The sequence below is a fragment of the Microbispora sp. GKU 823 genome, assembly GCF_002027145.1.
In the GTDB taxonomy this organism is placed as follows: domain Bacteria; phylum Actinomycetota; class Actinomycetes; order Streptosporangiales; family Streptosporangiaceae; genus Microbispora; species Microbispora siamensis.
Map to the genome: position 1 here is coordinate 90,878 of NZ_MWJN01000017.1, position 18,141 is coordinate 109,018.

Genomic DNA, 18,141 nt, shown 5'->3' on the forward strand with positions numbered 1-18,141 from the left:
CGGCCCGGTATTGCGGTGATAACAGCGTTTGACCTGGTAGTTCGCCCCGCCTAGCGTGAAGTGGTGGTCACCAGCGCGCCGCTCACGCGTCGGGTCGGCAACCTTCCAGCCGAGCTGACGAGCTTTGTGGGCCGCAGGCAGGACCTGACCGAGATCCGCCGCTTGCAGAACATCTCGCGCCTGGTGACTCTGACGGGAGCGGGCGGCGTCGGCAAGACCCGGCTCGCGCTGCGGGTCGCCGCCGAGCAGCACCGGGCGTTCGACGCGGTCTGGCTGGTCGATCTGTCCGCCCTCGACGACCCGGAGCTGGTCACCGAGACGGTGGCGGCGACCATCGGCGTGCGGGACCAGTCGGAGAAGTCCTCTCTCGCCTCGCTGATCCAGGCGCTGTCGGCGCAGCGGACGCTGCTCGTGCTCGACAACTGCGAGCACCTTCGAGGCGCCTGTGCGTCGCTCGCCGACCGGCTCCTGCGGGCCGTTCCCGAACTGCGGATCATCGCCACCAGTCGCCAATCGCTCGGGGTCACGGGCGAGCACCAGATGAAGGTGGCGCCGCTCGCGCTTCCCGAGCCGGACCGGCGGCTGCCGGGTAAGGCGCCGGAGCTGTACGACGGGGTCTGCCTGTTCCTTGAGCGGGCGGCGGCCGTCGTGCCCGGGTTCCGCCTGACCCCGGACAACGAGGACGCCGTGGTCGAGCTGTGCCGCCGGCTGGACGGGATCCCGCTGGCGATCGAACTGGCCGCCGTGCGGCTGCGGGCGCTGTCGGTCGACGCGCTGCTCGAACGACTCGACAATCGGTACGGCCTGCTTACGAGCGGGAGCCCGACCGTCGTCCCGCGGCAGCGGACCCTGCACGCGCTGGTGGATTGGAGCTTCCAACTGCTCTCCCCGACCGAGCGCATGCTGTGGAGCCGCATCTCGATCTTCCCCGGCCACTTCGATCTCGAGGCCGTGGAGGCGGTCTGCACCGGCGACGGCATCGAACAGCAGGACGTGCTCGATCTGATCGACGCGCTGCTCGACAAGTCGCTACTGCTGCGCGAGGAGCACGGGTGCCAGGTCCGCTACCGCATGCTGGAGACGCTGCGGGAGTTCGGCAGGATTCGGCTGCGGGGGCCCGACGAGCGGCGAGCGCTGGCGCGGCGCCACCGTGACCACTACCTCCGTCTGGTCGAGCGGGCGGTGGCCGAGTGGTTCGGCCCCGCCCAGTTGACGTGGTACACCCGATTGCGGCTGGAGCGGGCGCATCTGCGCGCCGCCATGGAGTTCTGCCTCGGCGAGCCCGGCGAGGCGGAGACCGGACTGCGCATGGCCATGCTCTTGTTCGATCCCCTCTGGATGCCCAACGCGTTCTACAGCGAGGGCCGTTACTGGCTCGACCGGTTGCTGGAGGCGACGCCGGGACCGACCGCCGTACGAGCCGAGGCGTTGTGCACCGACGCGCACCTGGCGTTCATGCAGGGCGACCCGACGGCGGGGGAGCTTCGGCTCGGCGAGGGCCGGGCGCTGGCGGAGAAGCTGGATGACTCCAGGATCCTGGCCTGGGCGTCGCTGATCGCCGGCATAGCGAGCCACCAGAGCGGCGACCACGCGCGGGCGGCCGTCATGCTGGAGGAGGCCGTGGACGGGCTCGCCGCCGCCGGGGAGGGCATCGCCCTCGTCGTCGGCCTCTTCTCACTCGGGGCCGCGGTCGGCTATCTGGGCGACGTGGAACGGGCGGAGCGGTTGCTGGAGCGCAGCCTCGCGATCGCCGAGCGCCATGGTGAGAGCTGGATCCGGTCCTGGGTGCTGAACGTGTACGCCATCCAGGCCTGGCAGCGCGGGGACAACGCCCGGGCGGCGTCTGCGGCCCGTGAGAGCCTGCGGGTCGGCCGCGGTTTCGACGACCGGCTTGCGATCGGGACCTCGATGGAGGCGCTCGGCTGGATCCTGCAGGGCGAGGACCGGCACGCCGCCGCCACCCGCATGCTGGGCGCCGCGATGGGGGTGTGCCGGACGGCCGGAATAGACGCCCTGTGGATGGTGCAGCACCGCGAGTTCCATGAGCGGTGTGTGAACGCGCTCCGGGCGCGGATGGGCGAGCGGGCCTTCGACCGCGCGCTGCGCCTGGGAGGGCGGTTGACGCTGGACGACGCCATCGCCGAGGCGCTCGGCGAGCCGGCGGACGCGGGCGGGACCGAGGACCGGGGCGAGGAACCGCAGGAGGCCGCCGTACCGGCGGCGTCACCGCTGACCAGGCGCGAGAGCGAGATCGCCGAGCTGGTGTCCCAGGGGATGAGCAACCGGGAGATCTCCTCGGCGCTCGTCATCTCCCTGAGAACCGCGGAGGGCCACGTCGAGCGCATCCTGACCAAGCTCGGCTTCAACTCCCGCGCCCAGATCGCCGCGTGGGTGACCGCACGGAAGGCCGGAGGTCAGGACGGCTGGGATCGCGGCAGAGCCACGCCGCCTCCCGTCCGCACTGAGGAGCATGGGCTTCGCCGTCCACGCTGACGAGCACGCGATCTCCGGCCTCCCCACCACCTTCGGCGAACGCCCGAACTCCTCGCCGTTCCGGCGTGGCGCCTGCCGCGGCCGTCTCACGGGTGTGGAGGGCGGGCGGCCGCCGCGGGACGGTCCTCAGCACGCCGGCGGCAGTACGCTGGCGGCGTGTCCAGTTCGCCGATGCCCACCGGAGCGCCCGGCACGCAGCCCGGCACGCCGTCCGTCCTGCGCCTGCGCGGCCGCGCCTTCGGTCCCGGCGACTTCGCGGTCATGGCCGTGGTCAACCGGACTCCCGACTCCTTCTACGACAGGGGATCGACCTACGCCTTCTCCGCCGCGGTCGACGCCGCCTCCCGCCAGATCGAGCAGGGGGCGGACATCGTGGACATCGGAGGCGTGAAGGCAGGTCCCGGCACGGAGGTCGATCCGGCCGAGGAGATACGTCGCGTGGCGGAGGTCGTCGCCGCGGTGCGCGACCGGCACCCCGACGTGATCATCAGCGTCGACACCTGGCGGTCGGAGGTCGCCGAGGTCGTCGCCGAAGCCGGGGCCGACCTGCTCAACGACACTTGGGGCGGCGTGGACCCCAAGCTCGCCGAGGTCGCCGCGGCGTACGGCATCGGCCTGGTGTGCGCGCACGCCGGGCGGGTGGAGCCGCGCACCCGGCCGCACCGCATCGCCTACGACGACGTGGTGGCCGACGTGGTCGCGTACACGACGGACCTCGCCGAGCGCGCGGTGGCCGCGGGAGTCCGCCGCGACGCGATCCTGATCGATCCGGCTCACGACTTCGGCAAAAACACGTGGCACTCGCTGGAGGTCAGCAGGCGGCTCGGCGAGCTGACCGCCACCGGCTGGCCGGTGCTGGTGGCCGTCTCCAACAAGGACTTCGTCGGCGAGACGCTGGGCGGCCTGCCCGTGGAGGAGCGCCACGCGGGCACGCTCGCCACGCTCGCCGTGTCGGCGCTGCAGGGCGCCCGGGTGTTCCGCGTCCACGACGCGGCGAGCGCCCGTACGGCTCTCGCGGTCGTCGCCCGCCTCGGCGGCGCGCCGTCCTGACCCGCTCTCAGCAGAGTCCTGGCAGGTTTCCGGCAGGGCCCGGTGTTCCTCGCGGCGGGCCGTGATCAAAACGGTGGACAGGGCGCTCGCGCCGTGACTAACGTGTCGGCCATGTCGAGCCCCGAGGCGTCGAGACGCTAGCCACCGGTCATTCGGTGGCTGATTCCTCGCACCGCTGAGCCGTCGCACCGCTCACCTGACGCGCTGAGCCGCAGCACCGGCGTGTCGCGCTGTCTTCTCCGCGCTGATTCGCGCGCCGTCTTGTCGCGCTGAATCGCCGCGGCCGTCGCCACCTCGCGTTGCGTGTGGGGGCGCCGCCGCGCCCGTTGCAGCGCGGCCGTGCGGTGCCTGTCACCGAATCACCGTCGTACGGGCCGTTTCCCCCGGGCCTCGCGCACGGTCGGCGTCGTCATGCGGCGCTTCCGCCGTCGGGCCCCGGGTTCTCTCGCGCGGTGGTCCCGTGTGCCCGGCTGGGCGCTCCTGGTCGTCCGGCTGTGTTCGCCGTGGCTCGCCGCGTCCTCATCGACCTTTCGCGATCCTTCGCGACCTCTTACGACGCGGTGTGGAGTGTCATGCCAATCGCCATCTACATGCTCGGACTGGCGGTCTTCGCTCAGGGGACGTCCGAGTTCATGCTGTCGGGCCTGGTGCCCGACATCGCCCGTGACCTGCAGGTGTCCGTCCCGGCCGCCGGGGCGCTGACGTCGGCCTTCGCCGTGGGAATGATCGTGGGCGCGCCGCTCACGGCCGTCCTCAGCCTGCGGTGGCCGAGACGGCGGGCGCTGCTGGTCTTCCTGACCGTCTTCATGCTCGTGCACGTGGCCGGCGCGGTCACCACCAGCTTCGGCGTTCTGCTGGCCGCCCGCGTCGCCGGAGCGCTGGCCAACGCCGGGTTCCTGGCCGTGGGTCTCGCGACGGCGACCGCCATGGCCGGGGCCGGCGCCAAGGGCCGGGCCGCCTCCGTACTGCTCGGCGGGATCACGCTCGCGTGCGTCGCCGGGGTGCCGGCCGGGGCCGTGCTCGGCCAGGTGTTGGGCTGGCGCTCGGCGTTCTGGGCGGTGGCGCTGGTCTCGATGCCGGCCGTCGTCGCGGTCGCGCGCGCCGTTCCGGCCACGCCGCCGGACGCGGCCGTGCCCGGCGCGCGGCGGGAACTTCGGGCGTTGCGCCGGCCCCGGCTGCTCGTGACCCTGCTGCTCGGCGCGCTGGTGAACGGCGCCACCTTCTGCACCTTCACCTATCTCGCTCCGGTGGTCACGACGTCGGCGGGTACGGCCGGCAGTGGGTGCCGGTGCTGCTGGCGCTCTTCGGCCTGGGGTCGTTCGTGGGGGTGTCGATCGGCGGCCGGATGGCGGACAGGCGGCCGATGTGGCTGCTGGTGCCCGGCGGCCTGGCCCTGCTGGCCGGCTGGGTCGTGTTCGGCGTCGCCGTGGGCGACGCGGCGGCCGTGTTCGTGCTCGTCTTCGTGCAGGGCACGCTGTCGTTCGCCGTCGGTTCCACCCTGATCACGCGGGCGCTCTACGCGGCGTCCGACGCGCCGTCCCTCGGCGGCTCGTTCGCGACCGCCGCCTTCAACGTGGGCGCGACCGCGGGGCCCCTGCTGGGCGGGCTCGCCATCGGCGCGGGGCTGGGCTACCGGTCCGCGCCGTGGGTCAGCGCGCTGCTGGTGGCGCTGGCGTTCGCGGTGGCGGGGCCGGCCCTGGTGGCGCGGAGGATCGGGAGGACCGGCCGGAGAACGTCTCCACGCGATGCCGCCTTCTGAGCGTGAGCCGCGCGAGGGCCGCCTCCCGGTGGGGGAGGCGGCCCTGCCGGCGCCGTACGCGGGCCGGATCTCAGAGCGCGGTCACCCGGTCGAGCGCGGGCGGAGCGACCGTCTCGTTCGCCTGGAAGTAGGCGCGGAAGGCGTCGTAGTCACGCGAGTTGCGCACCGGGTCGGTGAAGGAGGCGAGCGCGTCGAAGCCGTCCGCCCCGATCAGGGTGTATGCGAGGGCGGCCACCCTGTAGGTCCGGCCGAGGTCGAGCGGGGCGCCGCCGATCAGCACCTGGGAGGGGTCGATCCGGTCGCCCACCGGCCGGGAGGCGTCATAGGAGTACCGGACGTTGTCCGAGACCGCCAGCGGGCCGAACCGCACCGTGCCGTCGGCCTGCTTCTGCCACTGCTGCTCGAGCGCCTGCTCGATCTGCCGCCCGGTGAGCGAGACGGTGAGCACCGGGTTCGCGTAGCCGTACGCCGCCCACGCCTCGCCGAACAGGACGGTCCCGTCGCCGTCTGCCGGGTTGGTCCCCTTGGCGAAGCGCAGGTCGCCGCGCAGACTGGCGGAGCCCTTCAGCGGCGCCGTGGCCACCAGCGCCAGATCGACCGGCCCGCCGTGCCGCGCGTCGGCGTACTCCACGTCGGCGACGAGGTTGCCCAGCGTGCTCTCGCCGTCGGCGGCGCGGGTCCGCGTGATGTCGCCGCTGATCCTGCCGACCGGGCGGGCGGCCGTCTGCGCGGACCGGGCGTTCCAGTAGTCGACGAGCCGCGCCGCCGCGGGGTCGGGGGCCACGTCCCGGGTGACCGGGTGGTTTACCGCGGCGGTGGCGGAGCGGATGACCTCACCGGTCTTCGGGTCGATCTTGAGGTTGATCTCGCTGATCAGGCGTCCGTGGTTGGCCGCCTCCACCACCGGACGGGGGTTGCCGGCCGGGTCGGGGATCGTGCAGTTGAACAGCGCGTGCCAGTGCCCCGTGACGATCGCGTCGATGTCGGGGGAGACCTGCTTGGCGAAGTCGACGACCGGCCCGGACGGGTTCGTGCATCCGTCGTAGAAGCCGCCGGCCGAGCCGCCCTCGTGCACGTTGGCCACGATGGCCTCGACGCCCTGGCGCTTGAGCTCGGCCGCGTACCGGTTGGCCGTCTCCACCAGCGGCAGGTTGTCCAGTTCGGGCTGGTATGACGTCGAGCCGGCGACCGTCGTCGTGGTGGTCAGGTTGATGAAGCCGATCCGGACCTCCCGGCCGCCGTGGACCTTCACGTGCTTGATCACGTACGGCTTGAAGATCGGCGTGGTGGAGCCCTTGCGGGTGATGTTCGCCGAGGAGATCGTGTAGTCCGCGCCGTGGAACCTGCGGCCGGTCGAGTCGGTGAAGCAGCTGTCCACGTCGACGACACCGAAGCACTGACCCTTGCCCATGTGGCCGCGGAGGAACTCCTGCGTCCGGTCGAGCTCGTGGTTGCCCACCGCGGCGAACTCCACGCCGATCGAGTTGAGGAACTCGACGGTCGGCTCGTCCTGGTGATAGGCCACCTCGACGGGCCAGCCGCTGAAGTCGTCGCCGGTGGTGAAGGTGATGGAGTTCTGGTGGCCCTGCCTCAGGTTCTTCAGGTGGGCGGCGATGTACGGCGCGCCTCCCACCACGATCGTCCGGCCCTGGGCGTCCTTCACCGTGCCGTTCGCCGCGTCGTTCTGCGGCGTCAGGTAGCCGTGCAGGTCGGTGACGGACAGGAGCTGAACGTCCACGGGCTGCGGCGCGGCCTCGGCGGCGCCGACCGGCAGGACGGTCAGCGCCGATACGGCGGTCGCGGCCAGGGCCGCAGAGACCGTCGCCCAGCGCCGGAAGCTGTTGTGGTGCACGTCGTTACCCTCGCTTGCTCGTGGCTGTGACGGCAGGAATTGGATCAACGCCAGGTGACGTCCGGCGGGCGGGCGACCGCCGGACAGGTGAAGATCCGAGAGACGGGCGGGGGCGAAACCAACTTTCCGGATCTCCGGAAACCTGCGAGGGATAGGAATGACGCCCTGGCCCGCGCTGACCACGAGCACCGCCCGCCCGCCGACTCCTCAGGAGTACAGGACCGACAGGAAGCGGACGAGGATGGCCTCGCGGGTCGCGGCAGGCAGCGCGTCGAGCACGGCGTTCACGACCGCCATCCCGGGCTGTCCCGTCGCGGTGAGGTCGATCCCCACCGACGCGGCGAGCTCGGCGAACGTCGTGTCGTCCAGCGCGTCGAGGTCGAGGGACGCGATGAGCTCGGGCAGGCCCTCGGGCACGTCGGCGGGCCCCCGCAGCCGGGCGGCCTCGGCCGCCTCCGCGATCACCTCCAGCATCGCGTCCACCCCCGCCAGCGTCACGCCGGTGACCGTGACGTGGATGTTGGCCGGGATCCGGCGTACGACAACTGCGGCTGGAGGAACCAGCCGAGTCTGCGCGCCTCGTCGGCGAGCACGAAGACGTCCACCTCGGCGGAGCCGGCGATGGCGACCAGCGCGGCCTCGGGCTCCCCGAGCACCCGCAGCCCGGGGATCTTCCGCACGCCCTCCACCAGCCGCCGGGTCGCCTCCAGCGTCCTGCGGCCGAGCTCCAGGTAGCCCTCCCGGCCGAGGGCCTGCAGGGTGGCCCAGGCGCCGCCGAGCGGCCCGGCCGAGCGCGAGCTCTGCACGGTCGCGTTGATGATCGTGTAGCCGGGCCAGGCCGCCGAGGCGAAGTAGGCCCGGCGGCGCAGGTCCGCGTCGCGGAACAGCAGCACCGACGCGCCCTTCGGCGCGTACCCGAACTTGTGCAGGTCGCACGAGATCGAGGTGACGCCGGGGACGCCCAGGTCGAAGGGCGGGATCGCGGCGCCCGCCTCGCGCAGCCACGGCAGCAGCCACCCGCCGACGCAGGCGTCCACGTGGCACGGCACGCCCCGCGCGGCGGCGAGCGCGGCCACCTCCTCGACCGGATCGACGACGCCCTGCGGGTAGGAGGGGGCCGACACCACCGCCAGCGCCGTACGGTCGTCCAGGGCGGCCTCGAACGCCGGGACGGAGGCGCGGTAGGTGACCGGGTCCACCGGGACCGGCACGATCTCTATGCCGAGGTAGTGCGCCGCCTTGTGGAACGCCGGGTGCGCGGTGACCGGCAGCACGACCCGGGTGGCGCCGGGACGGGCGTCGCGGGCGGCCTTCACCGCCAGCATGATCGACTCGGTGCCGCCGCTGGTGAAGACGCCCGGCGCGCCGGGCCGTCCGAGCAGCTCGGCGACCGCCCCGACCACCTGCCGCTCCAGCGCGACCATGCTGGGGAAGGCCGTCGGGTCGAGCATGTTGACTTCGAGCATCTCCGCGTACGCCCGGTGGGCGGCCTCGTGCACCTCCGGCAGGCCGGTGTCGTAGACGTAGGCCGTCACCTTGCCGCCGCGCACGGGCAGGTCGGCCTCCTTCAGGGCGGCCAGCTCGGCGAGCAGTTCGGTGACGGGCCTGCCGTATTCGGGAAGCATGGAACTCCTCAACATGCCAGGGGGAGCCGGACGACGGCACGCAGTCCGGGGGAGGCGTCCTCCAGGTGGACCGTACCGCCGTGGGCCTCGACCGTGGTGCGCACGATCGCGAGACCGAGACCCGCGCCGCCGTCGTCGCGGCTGCGCGCGTCGTCGAGCCGGGTGAACCGGTCGAAGACCGCTCGCGGTCCTCGGGCGGGATGCCCGGCCCGTCGTCGGTGACGGTGAGCTCGGCGGCGCTTCCCTCGGCGCGTACGCCGATCCGGACCGCCGACGCCGCGTGCCGCAGGGCGTTGTCGACCAGGTTGGCGAGCACCCGGCGCAGGTCCAGCGCGTCGCCCAGCACGACGGGAGACACGCCGGGCGCGAGGTCGAGGCCGAGGCCGTACCGCTCGGCCGTACGGCGGGCCAGCTCCGCCAGGTCGACCGGCTCCCGCCGGCCCAGGCGGCCCTCGTCGAGCCGGGCGAGCGCGAGCAGGTCCTCGGCGAGGCGGGACAGCCGGAGCGTGTCCTCCAGCACCCCCTCGGCCGTCTCCTTCCAGTCCTGCCCCTCGGGGTGGCTGAGCGCGACCTCCAGCTGGAGCCGGATGCTCGCGAGCGGGCTGCGCAACTCGTGCGCCGCGTCGGAGACCAGCGCCCGCTGCCGCGCGTCGGCCTCCTCCAGCCGCCCGAGCATGTCGTTGAGCGTCGTGGCGAGCGCGTGGACCTCGTCGTGCGCCTCGGGCACCGGCAGCCGCCGCGACCGCGCCGTGGCGCCCACCTCGGCCGCGCCCCGCCGCAGCAGCGCGATGGGCCGCAGCGTGCGCCCGACGACCAGCCACGAGACCGCCGCCAGCAGCGCGAGCAGGAGCGGCATGCCGGCGATCAGCACGTGCCCGGTGGTCACCAGGCTGCTCTCCACCTCGGCGAACGACCGCGCCACGATCACCGTCACGCCGCGGTCCGCGCTGAGCGCCCGCACCCGCAGCGGCCCCGGCAGCGCGTACGGCCGGCCGTCCAGGAAGCGGGCCGCGCCGGTGCGCACGGCGTCCTCCCGCGCCTCCGCCGGCAGCAGGGGGACCAGGCGGTCGGTGTTCGGGGTGGCGTCGACGATCCGCCCGTCCCGGTCGAGCACCTGCACGATCGTGTTGTCCACCGAGACGACCGGGTCGGACAGCCGGTCCGCGTCGGACAGCGCGACGATCTCACGTCCCCGCTGGTAGATCCGGTCGTCGATGCCGCGGACGAGCGCCTCGCCGAGCACCGCGACGAACATGTACGCCGACACGGCGAGGGCGAGCGCCAGCACGGCCGTCGCCGCGGCGGTGACCCGGAACCGCAGGCTCTGCCGCCGCCACCACGTCACCGGGCGCGCGAGCACGGCCAGACCGGATGCGGCTGTACCCGGCACGACTCAGCCGCCGTCGCTCGCGAGCCGGTATCCGGCTCCGCGCACGGTCTGCAGGGCGGCGCGGCCGAAGGGCGTGTCGATCTTCCTGCGGAGATACCCGACGTACACCTCGACCACGTTCGGATCGGTGTCGTAGGTGTCCCACACGTGCTCCAGGATCTCCGGCTTCGACACCACCTCGCCCGGCCGGCGCATCAGGTATTCGAGCAGGGCGAACTCCCTGGGCGTCAGCTCGATCGGCGTCTCGCCCCGCGTGACCAGCCGCGCCGCGGGATCGAGCGACAGGTCGCCCGCGCACAGCACGGCGGGCCTACGGCCGCCGCCCCGGCGCAGCAGCGCCCGCAGCCGGGCCACCAGCACCACGTACGAGAACGGCTTGGTGAGGTAGTCGTCGGCGCCGAGGTCGAGCCCGTCGGCCATGTCGTACTCGCCGTCCTTGGCCGACAGCATGAGGATCGGCACCCAGTTCTCCTCCGCGCGCAACTGCTTGCACACGTTGTAGCCGGACAGGCCGGGCAACATGATGTCGAGCACGACCACGTCGTAGTCGCCGACGCGGGCCAGGTGCAGGCCCTCGTTGCCGTCGTGCGCCAGGTCGACGGCGAAGCCCTCCGCCTGCAGCCCGCGGCGCAGCGCCGCCGCCATCCGCCGCTCGTCCTCCACCACCAGAACCCGCATTGCCCCAGTGTGGACCCTTTCGCAGGTGCGGGAGAGGCGAGGCTGAGAGCCCTCTCAGCCTCTCAGCGTCGGCACAGGAACGTCCCGGCAGTCTCGGGTCGTCAGGTTTTCCGCCCATAGTGGGAGATGTGAGATGGCGAAGAGAGCCCGCGCCGTGAGGTGGGGAGTGCCGGTGGCGGCGGTGGCCGTGGTCGCGGCGGCCGTGGGGACAGGACCGGTGATCGCGGCGGTGCGCAGCGACCCGTCCCTGCCGGACCGTACGGCCGAGCAGTTGCTGGCCGACGTCGCGCGCACCTGGCAGAGCGGCCGGATGCCGCAGATGTCCGGCACGATCGTCGAGACGGCGTCGCTCGGCCTGCCCGCGCTGCCCGGCCTGTCCGGGGCGCCGGGGCCGTCCGGGGCCTCGGCGGCGTCGCTGCTGTCGGGGTCGCACCAGCTCAAGATCTGGTACGCGGGGGAGGACCGGTTCCGCCTCATGCTGCCGGGGGAGATGAGCGAGACCGACGTCGTCGCCGACGGCGGCACGGTGTGGCTGTGGGACAGCGCCGCCAACAAGGCGACCCGTCTCACCGCCCCGGCGGCCTCCGGCGGCGGACCTGACCACGCCTTCCCGCTGCCGTCCGGATCCGCGTCGCCGTTCGCGACCCCGGAGCAGGCCGCGCGGCAGGCACTGCGGACGGCCGGGACCGACACCGCGATCAGCGTCGGCGACGTCGTCACGGTCGCGGGCCGCGCGGCCTACCAGATCGTGCTGACGCCGAAGTCGCCCGACTCGCTGATCAAGGACGTCCGGGTGGCGCTCGACGGCGAGAAGCTGATGCCGCTGCGCGTCCAGGTGTACGCCAAGGGGGCGGCAGAGCCGGCCTTCGAGGTCGGCTTCGAGTCGCTGTCGTTCACCGCTCCCGCGCCGGAGAACTTCTCCTTCACGCCGCCGCCCGGCGCGAAGGTCGAGCAGGGGACGGTCACGCCGCCGACCGGCCACCGGCCGGAGGCGGCCGCCGAGGCGCACGACCGGGGCCGCGTCGTCGGCTCCGGCTGGGACAGCGTGCTCGTCACCTCCCTGCCCGACCTTCCCGCCCAGAAGCAGGAAGGGAAGGGGCGTGACGGCGTGGACCTCGGCGCGCTGCTCGACGGCGTGAAGTCGTCGGCCACCCCCGTCAGCGGGGAGTGGGGCAGCGGCCGGCTGCTGCGCACGAAGGTGGTGTCGATCCTGATCACCGACGACGGCCGCCTGCTCGCCGGCGCCGTGACCCCGGAGGCCCTCTACAGGGCGGCGGGTGTGAAGGAATGACCGAGCCCACGCACCGCGGACGAGCGGGGGTCGCGGTGGACGCGGTGGCGGTGGGCACGCGCGCGGGGGCGTCACGGGAGGACACCGGGGCGCCCCGCCCTCCCCCGAGGGGGCCGGGCGCGCACGCCATCGTCACGTCCGGTCTCACCAAGCGCTTCCGCGGCGGCCAGGTGGCGGTCGACGACGTCGGCCTGGCCGTGCCGCGCGGATCGGTCTTCGGCTTCCTCGGCCCCAACGGCTCGGGCAAGACCACGACGATCCGCATGCTGCTCGGCCTGGTCGCCCCGACCTCCGGCACGTGGTCGCTGCTCGGGACGCCCATGCCCGCCGGGCTGGCCGGGGCGCTGCCGCGCGTCGGCGCGGTGGTCGAGGGGCCTGCCTTCTATCCGTACCTGTCGGGCGAGGCCAACCTGCGCCGCTTCGACGCGGCCGACCCGGGGGCCGACGCGCGTACGGCGCGGGCCAGGATCGGCGCGGCGCTGGAGCGGGTGGGGCTGACGGCGGCGGCGGGCAAGCGCTACCGCGCCTACTCGCTCGGCATGCGCCAGCGCCTGGCCATCGCGGCCGCGCTGCTGGTCCCGAGGGAGTTGCTCGTGCTGGACGAGCCGACCAACGGCCTCGACCCGCAGGGCACGCGGGAGGTCCGCACGCTGATCAGGAGGATCGCCGAGGACGGCACGACCGTCTTCGTCTCCTCCCACCTGCTGAGCGAGGTCGAGCAGATGTGCACTCACGTGGGCGTCATGCGCACCGGCAGGCTGGTCGCCCAGGGCCCGATCGCCGCGCTGCGCGCCTCGGGCGAGGAGCCGCGCCTGCGGGTGGAGACGCCGGACGCCGGCGCGGCGGCCGCCGTGCTGGCCCGGGCCGGGCTCGGCGACGTGCGCGTCGAGGACGACAAGGTCACGGCGGTCGTCGGCGCCCGGGCGCCGGAGGAGATCTGCGCTCTGCTCGTCGGCGAGGGCGTGGCCGTGCGCGGGTTCGGCGTGGTCCGGCCCACGCTCGAGGAGATCTTCGTCGGCCTGACCGGGGAGGGGTTCGATGTCGGTGCATGAGAACGGGACGGCGGTGTCGGAGGTCCCGTCGCCGGCGCCGGAGGAGATCGGGCCGTCGCGGCAGGCGGAGACTCGGGAGGAGCGGCCGTCCGTCCGCGCCGCCGGGCCCGCGTCCGGCCACGTGCGGCACCTGACGCGGCTGCTGGCCTCCGAGATCGGGTTGACGTTCCGCCGCCCGCGCAACCTCGCGATGCTCGGGGTGCTCGCGGTCGTGCCCGTGCTGGTCGGCGTCGCGGTGCGGGTCGCGTCGGACGGCGACGCGGGCGGCTCGATCATCGGCCTGATCGCCGGCAACGGCCTGATGCTGACCTTCGCCGCGTTCACCGTCATGATGCCGATCGTGCTGCCGCTGACCGTGGCGGTCGTGGCGGGTGACGCGATCGCCGGCGAGGCGGCGCAGGGCACGCTGCGCTACCTGCTCGTCGCCCCGGCGGGCCGGACCAGGCTGCTGCTGGTGAAATACGCCAACGTCGTGGTCTTCTGCCTCGCGGCGTGCGCGCTGGTGGCGCTGTCGGCGCTGGCGGTCGGGCTGGTGCTGTTCCCGGTCGGGCCGGTGACGCTGCTGTCCGGCGCGACGATCCCGGCGGCCGACGCCCTGCTGCGCGTCGGGGTGGTCGTGCTGTACACCACCGCGGGGATGGCCGCGCTCGGCGCGGTCGCCCTCGCCGTCTCCACGCTGACCGAGGCGCCGATCGGAGCGGTGGCCACGAGCGTCGTGCTGGTGGTGGTCAGCCAGGTCCTGACCGCGATCCCGCAGGTGGCGGCCGTACGGCCGTTCCTGCTGACCTCGTGGTGGACCGCGTTCGACGGGGCGCTGCGGGCGCCGGTGGCGTTCGACCAGATGGGGCAGGGGCTGCTGGCCTTCGCCGCGTACGTCCTGGTTTTCGGCTCCCTCGCCTGGTCGCGCTTCACGAGCAAGGACATCACGGCGTAAGTGCTGCCCTTTACCGTTCTTTGTCGCTAGTGTTGCCGCGGACCTCTCACCCAAGGCGGTGTTCATGCGGCACTTCTTCGGGCTGCTCCTGGGCGTTGTCGTCGCGGCGGCTCTTCTCCTCGGTGGCGGATGGGCGTCCCAGGAGGCGGTCCGGGGAGCGGCACAGAGCATCGATCCGGCAAAAGACACGCGGATGCTGATCGCCCTGGGCGTGATGGCCGTCGTGGGCCTGCTGCTCGGGCTGGTGCTGGTCGGCCGGGTGTCCCCGCTGGCGACGTTCGTCCCGTCGATGGCGCTGCTGGCCTGGACCGTGGTCTACGTCCTCGACGTGTCGCGCGCCGCGAGCCTCGTGCCCACCGGGCCTTCGGTGCAGGCCGAGCTGCTGCAGGCCGGCCGGGGCATGCTCACGCTGCTGTCCACCGGCGTGTACGGCCTGCTCGGCGTCGCGCTGTTCCTCCCGGTGCTCATGCCGTCCCGCTGGGCCCGTCCGGAGCCGGACGAGGAGCAGGAGGAGTACGAGGAGTCGTACGGCTTCTGAGATAGAGGTCGGCCACGACGTCCTCGATCGACGCGCGCCCCGGCGCCGTCGCCCGCAGGCCCTCCACGGTGCCGTCGAAGGCCAGCCGGCCGTGGTCGATCAGCAGCACTCTCCGGCACAGCCGCTCCACGTCGCCCAGGTCGTGGGTGGTCAGCAGCACCGTCGTCCCGCGTTCGGAGTTCAGCCGCCGCAGGAAGTCGCGCACCTCCGCCTTGCTGACGACGTCGAGCCCGATCGTCGGCTCGTCGAGCACCAGCACGGCGGGGTCGTGCAGCAGCGCGGCGGTGATGTCGCCCCGCATCCGCTGGCCCAGGCTGAGTTGGCGCACCGGCGTCCCGAGGAAGCCGCCCAGGTCGAGCAGGTCGCACATCTCGTCCAGCCGTTCGCGGAACGCCTTGCGATCTACTTTGTAAAGGAGCCGGACCAGCTCCAGGCTGTCCCGCAGCGGCAGGTCCCACCACAGTGTGGTCCGCTGGCCGAAGACGACGCCGATCCTGCGGGCGAGAGCCGTACGCCGCCGGGAGGGATCGAGACCGGCCACCCTGACCCGCCCCGACGTGGGCGTGAGGATCCCGGTCAGCATCTTGATCGTGGTGGACTTGCCCGCGCCGTTCGGGCCGAGGCAGGCGACGAACTCCCCGGCCGCGACGCGGAAGTTCAGGTCCCGTACGGCGTGCACGACCTCGCGGCGGACCGTGAAGGTCCTGCCGAGCCCGTCTGCCTCGATCACCGGTCTCAGCTCCCCGTCGATCGGTAGCGGCGGATCCCCGCCCGCCAGGCGAGCGCGGCGACGGCGGCCAGCGCGAGCGCGGCGGCGGGGGACAGCAGGCCCGTCCAGGATGGCAGCCCGAGCGGGTCGGGGCGGCCGAGCACGTAGAGGCCCGGCTGCCAGTTGACGAACGCCAGCGGGAGCACGAAGGTCAGCCCCCGGACGATGCGGGCGTCGTAGACGCTCAGCGGATACTGGTTGAGCATCGCCCCGCCGTAGGTGAACGCGCTCGCCACCTCGGTGGCGTCGGTGAGCAGGAACTGCAGCGCCCCGCCGAGCGTGAAGAGCGCCGCGAAGATCACGATGCCCGAGACGACCATGACGGGCACCATCCAGGCCCGGGCGAGCGGAATGTCCAGCCGCGCCAGCCCGATGCCCAGCACGGTTCCGGCCTGGACCGCGCGGCCGATCCGGTGCGGCGTGAACCGGTCGGTCGCCATCTGCACCCAGGGAGAGGCCGGCCGGATCAGCATCACGTCGAGCGTCCCGGCCCTGATCTGCTGGCTGATCCGGTCGACGTTGCCGAACAGCAGGTCGGCGAGCGCGAAGGCCAGTTCCGACGCGCCGTACAGGAACATGACCTCGGTCAGGCCGAAGCCGGCCAGCGAGCCGGTGTTGGCGAAGATGATCCAGATCACGGCGATGTCGAGGCCGCCGATCACGAACGCGCCCGCCGTCATGAGCGCGAACGAGACCCGGTACTGCGCCGCGGCTCGCGTCCATGCCCAGGCGAGCAGCGCGTACGTCCTGATCACCGGCGCTCAACCACCCTGGATCACGACCTTCCTGCGGGCGGCGGCGGTCATGAGCGCGCCCAGCGCCAGCAGGACCGCCGCCCACATGGCCTGGAAGGCGAGGGCGCGGGCGGGGCCGGCCGTGCCCAGGTAGACGTCGGCGGGCACCTGCGCCATCGCCGACCACGGCAGCGCCCGGGCCAGCGAGCCGAACCATCCTGGGAAGATCGCCAGGGGTAGCATCAGCCCGCTGAAGAACGTGGTGACGACCAGGGAGAACACCGTGAGGCCCCGGTCGTCCATCACCCAGCAGGTGGCCAGGGCGACGATGTAGCGCCACCCGAAGCTCACCACCACGCCCAGGGCGACACTCGCGAGGAACGCGGCCGGGGCGTGCGGGGCGACGATGCCGAACAGCAGCGCGCCCGCGAGGGTCGGCGGGGCGCCGCGGACGACGAAGAGGTACGCCGCCCGGCCCAGGTCCTCCGACAGGCACCACAGCTGGAGGGACGCCGGGCGGACCAGGTCGAGCGCGACGTCGCCGGTGCGGATGCGCTGCGGCAGGTCCAGCCCGCCGCCGAACAACTGCATCGGGCCGATGCACGCCTGTGTGAGGAACGTGTAGGTGACCACGCCCGCCACGTCGTACCCGCCGAGGCCGGGGCGGGCCTGCCACAGCGCGATCAGCACGTACGCGCGGAGCACCCCGAAGACGGTGTTGGTGAACGCCCCGGCCAGCGCGGCGGCCCAGTAGGTCGCGTGCCTGCGGAAGCCGTACCAGGCCAGCCGCGGATAGAGGGAGACGGCGGCGCCGTGACCGAGGATCACCGGTCGGCGAGGCGGTAGACGAAGCGCAGCCCCGACCACACCTCGTCCACGGCGCACACCTTGTTGTCCACCAGGCCCTCGCCGAGCCCGAAGGCGCGGACGACGTCGCCCGACAGGTCGGTGGCGACGCCGCTCGACTTCTTGGGCCAGCCCACCCACAGGCCGCCGTCCCGTGCCAGGCGCTCGCGCGCCCGGGGGAACCCGGCCCGCAGGGCGGCCTCATCGGGGCAGAACATCACGATCACGTCGTACGGCTCGGGGCTTCCATCGTCCTTCTCATGGCCGTCGATGGGCAGATTTTGCGGAGCGTTTACCAGCAACACGCGGTGGCCGGGCTTGACACCGAGCTTCCGGGGCAGCGGAGCCCCGCAATATCCATTCATGGGTGCCTCATGTCCTGCGGCCGTTACCTTCTCGTAACACCGCTGTAAGGGGAGTGAAACATACCTACCGGTAGAACGGATGACCAAATGGGGAATGTCCCTTTTGGGAGGCTTGCATGGGGCATGAGCTGAATGTAGACATCCGTCCGGAATATCCGGTCAGTTGGCAGGCCGCCGCGATCAACGGGGTCCTGCGGGGCACCATGAAGCCGATCTCCACCATCCTCGTGCGCAACACCGCGGGCATGGCCGTGGCCAGCCGCATCATCTGCCTCGGCGAGCGGGTCCCCGGCATCCTCCCCAAGCACGTGTCCATCGTTCCAGACGAGTTCGGCTCGTGCACGGGGGAATGGGTGCACGGCGGGCCCGGCCTGGACGAGGACAAGGTGGTGCTCTACTTCCACGGCGGGGCGTACTTCGTCTGCTCCCCGGCCACCCACCGGCCCATCACGTGGCGGCTGTCGGCCGTCGCCGGCCGCCCGGTGTTCTCCCTCGACTACCGCCAGGGGCCGGTCCACTCCCTCGCCGAGTCGCTGTCGGACGCGCTCCAGGCGTACGAGTGCCTGCTCGACCTCGGGTACGCCGCCCACGACATCGTGCTGGCCGGGGACTCCGCCGGAGGCCACCTCACCCTCGCCACGCTGCTGTCCCTCCGCGACCGGGGCATGCCCTCCCGCCGCAGGAATCTGCCTGTCCCCGCTGGACGCCGCCTCGCAGGTCGCGATCCCCGAGTTCGACGGGCGGATCATCACGGTGCCGTTCTCG

Annotated in this window: 13 protein-coding genes and 3 pseudogenes; 8 read left to right on the top strand and 8 right to left on the bottom strand. The window is 72.8% G+C overall.

All coding sequences use genetic code 11. The annotated features are described in order from the left end of the window. The first annotated feature begins 63 nt into the window (after nucleotides 1-63). The 3 genes and pseudogenes from B1L11_RS12050 (at nucleotide 64) to B1L11_RS54745 (ending at nucleotide 5,302) form a co-directional block, all read left to right on the top strand. Nucleotides 64-2,493, top strand: a complete 2,430-nt coding sequence (locus B1L11_RS12050) for a LuxR C-terminal-related transcriptional regulator (protein WP_179155100.1) — start codon at nucleotides 64-66, stop codon at nucleotides 2,491-2,493. A 171-nt stretch (nucleotides 2,494-2,664) separates the two neighbouring features. Next, complete coding sequence (gene folP / locus B1L11_RS12055; RefSeq protein ID WP_079314563.1) at nucleotides 2,665-3,543, top strand: dihydropteroate synthase; 879 nt, start codon at nucleotides 2,665-2,667, stop codon at nucleotides 3,541-3,543. 572 nt (nucleotides 3,544-4,115) lie between these two features. Next, nucleotides 4,116-5,302 (top strand): annotated as a pseudogene (locus tag B1L11_RS54745) (Cmx/CmrA family chloramphenicol efflux MFS transporter). Nucleotides 5,303-5,372: 70 nt separating this feature from the next. On the opposite strand, the gene B1L11_RS12065 reads toward B1L11_RS54745, so the two are convergent. The 4 genes and pseudogenes from B1L11_RS12065 to B1L11_RS12080 form a co-directional block, all read right to left on the bottom strand. After that, nucleotides 5,373-7,154: a bifunctional UDP-sugar hydrolase/5'-nucleotidase gene (locus B1L11_RS12065; protein ID WP_218671054.1), complete on the bottom strand. Its 1,782-nt coding sequence runs from the start codon at nucleotides 7,152-7,154 to the stop codon at nucleotides 5,373-5,375. Between the two features lie 207 nt (nucleotides 7,155-7,361). Further along, nucleotides 7,362-8,779 (bottom strand): annotated as a pseudogene (locus B1L11_RS12070) (aspartate aminotransferase family protein). Nucleotides 8,780-8,787: 8 nt separating this feature from the next. Next, nucleotides 8,788-10,034, bottom strand: a pseudogene (locus tag B1L11_RS53880) (sensor histidine kinase). Nucleotides 10,035-10,172: 138 nt separating this feature from the next. Then, complete coding sequence (locus tag B1L11_RS12080) at nucleotides 10,173-10,847, bottom strand: response regulator transcription factor (RefSeq protein WP_079314548.1); 675 nt, start codon at nucleotides 10,845-10,847, stop codon at nucleotides 10,173-10,175. Nucleotides 10,848-10,980: 133 nt separating this feature from the next. On the opposite strand from B1L11_RS12080, the gene B1L11_RS12090 reads away from it, so the two are divergent. The 4 genes from B1L11_RS12090 to B1L11_RS12105 all read left to right on the top strand — a co-directional run bounded on the left by B1L11_RS12090 (nucleotide 10,981) and on the right by B1L11_RS12105 (nucleotide 14,662). Next, a complete protein-coding gene (locus B1L11_RS12090; protein ID WP_143737201.1) occupies nucleotides 10,981-12,138 on the top strand; it encodes a DUF2092 domain-containing protein in 1,158 nt (385 codons plus the stop codon). Then, the gene (locus B1L11_RS12095; RefSeq protein ID WP_143737202.1) at nucleotides 12,135-13,190 is read left to right on the top strand and encodes an ABC transporter ATP-binding protein; all 1,056 of its coding nucleotides are present in this window, start codon (nucleotides 12,135-12,137) and stop codon (nucleotides 13,188-13,190) included. The genes B1L11_RS12090 and B1L11_RS12095 overlap by 4 nt, the downstream gene beginning before the upstream one ends. Then, nucleotides 13,177-14,124: an ABC transporter permease gene (locus tag B1L11_RS12100; protein ID WP_079314551.1), complete on the top strand. Its 948-nt coding sequence runs from the start codon at nucleotides 13,177-13,179 to the stop codon at nucleotides 14,122-14,124. Before B1L11_RS12095 ends, B1L11_RS12100 begins: the two co-directional genes overlap by 14 nt. Nucleotides 14,125-14,188: 64 nt before the next feature. Next, nucleotides 14,189-14,662, top strand: a complete 474-nt coding sequence (locus B1L11_RS12105) for a hypothetical protein (RefSeq protein WP_079314566.1) — start codon at nucleotides 14,189-14,191, stop codon at nucleotides 14,660-14,662. On the opposite strand, the gene B1L11_RS12110 is transcribed toward B1L11_RS12105, so the two are convergent. From B1L11_RS12110 to B1L11_RS12125, 4 genes are read right to left on the bottom strand one after another with little or no spacing between them, the layout of a single operon-like run. Further along, nucleotides 14,589-15,392: an ATP-binding cassette domain-containing protein gene (locus tag B1L11_RS12110; protein WP_079314552.1), complete on the bottom strand. Its 804-nt coding sequence runs from the start codon at nucleotides 15,390-15,392 to the stop codon at nucleotides 14,589-14,591. The two genes, B1L11_RS12105 and B1L11_RS12110, sit on opposite strands and share 74 nt — an antisense overlap. A gap of 5 nt (nucleotides 15,393-15,397) precedes the next feature. Further along, nucleotides 15,398-16,186 (bottom strand): ABC transporter permease, encoded by a 789-nt coding sequence (locus B1L11_RS12115; RefSeq protein ID WP_218671055.1) that lies wholly within the window; start codon nucleotides 16,184-16,186, stop codon nucleotides 15,398-15,400. Nucleotides 16,187-16,192: 6 nt separating this feature from the next. Continuing rightward, the gene (locus B1L11_RS12120; RefSeq protein WP_079314553.1) at nucleotides 16,193-16,993 is read right to left on the bottom strand and encodes an ABC-2 family transporter protein; all 801 of its coding nucleotides are present in this window, start codon (nucleotides 16,991-16,993) and stop codon (nucleotides 16,193-16,195) included. Beyond that, nucleotides 16,990-17,376 carry a hypothetical protein gene (locus B1L11_RS12125; RefSeq protein ID WP_079314554.1) on the bottom strand — a complete coding sequence of 129 codons (387 nt, stop codon included), beginning with the start codon at nucleotides 17,374-17,376 and terminating at the stop codon, nucleotides 16,990-16,992. Before B1L11_RS12125 ends, B1L11_RS12120 begins: the two co-directional genes overlap by 4 nt. Nucleotides 17,377-17,492: 116 nt before the next feature. Between B1L11_RS12125 and B1L11_RS12130 the strand changes: the two genes are divergently transcribed. Continuing rightward, the coding region (locus B1L11_RS12130; RefSeq protein ID WP_256862453.1) for an alpha/beta hydrolase at nucleotides 17,493-18,141 on the top strand (649 nt) is incomplete at its 3' end.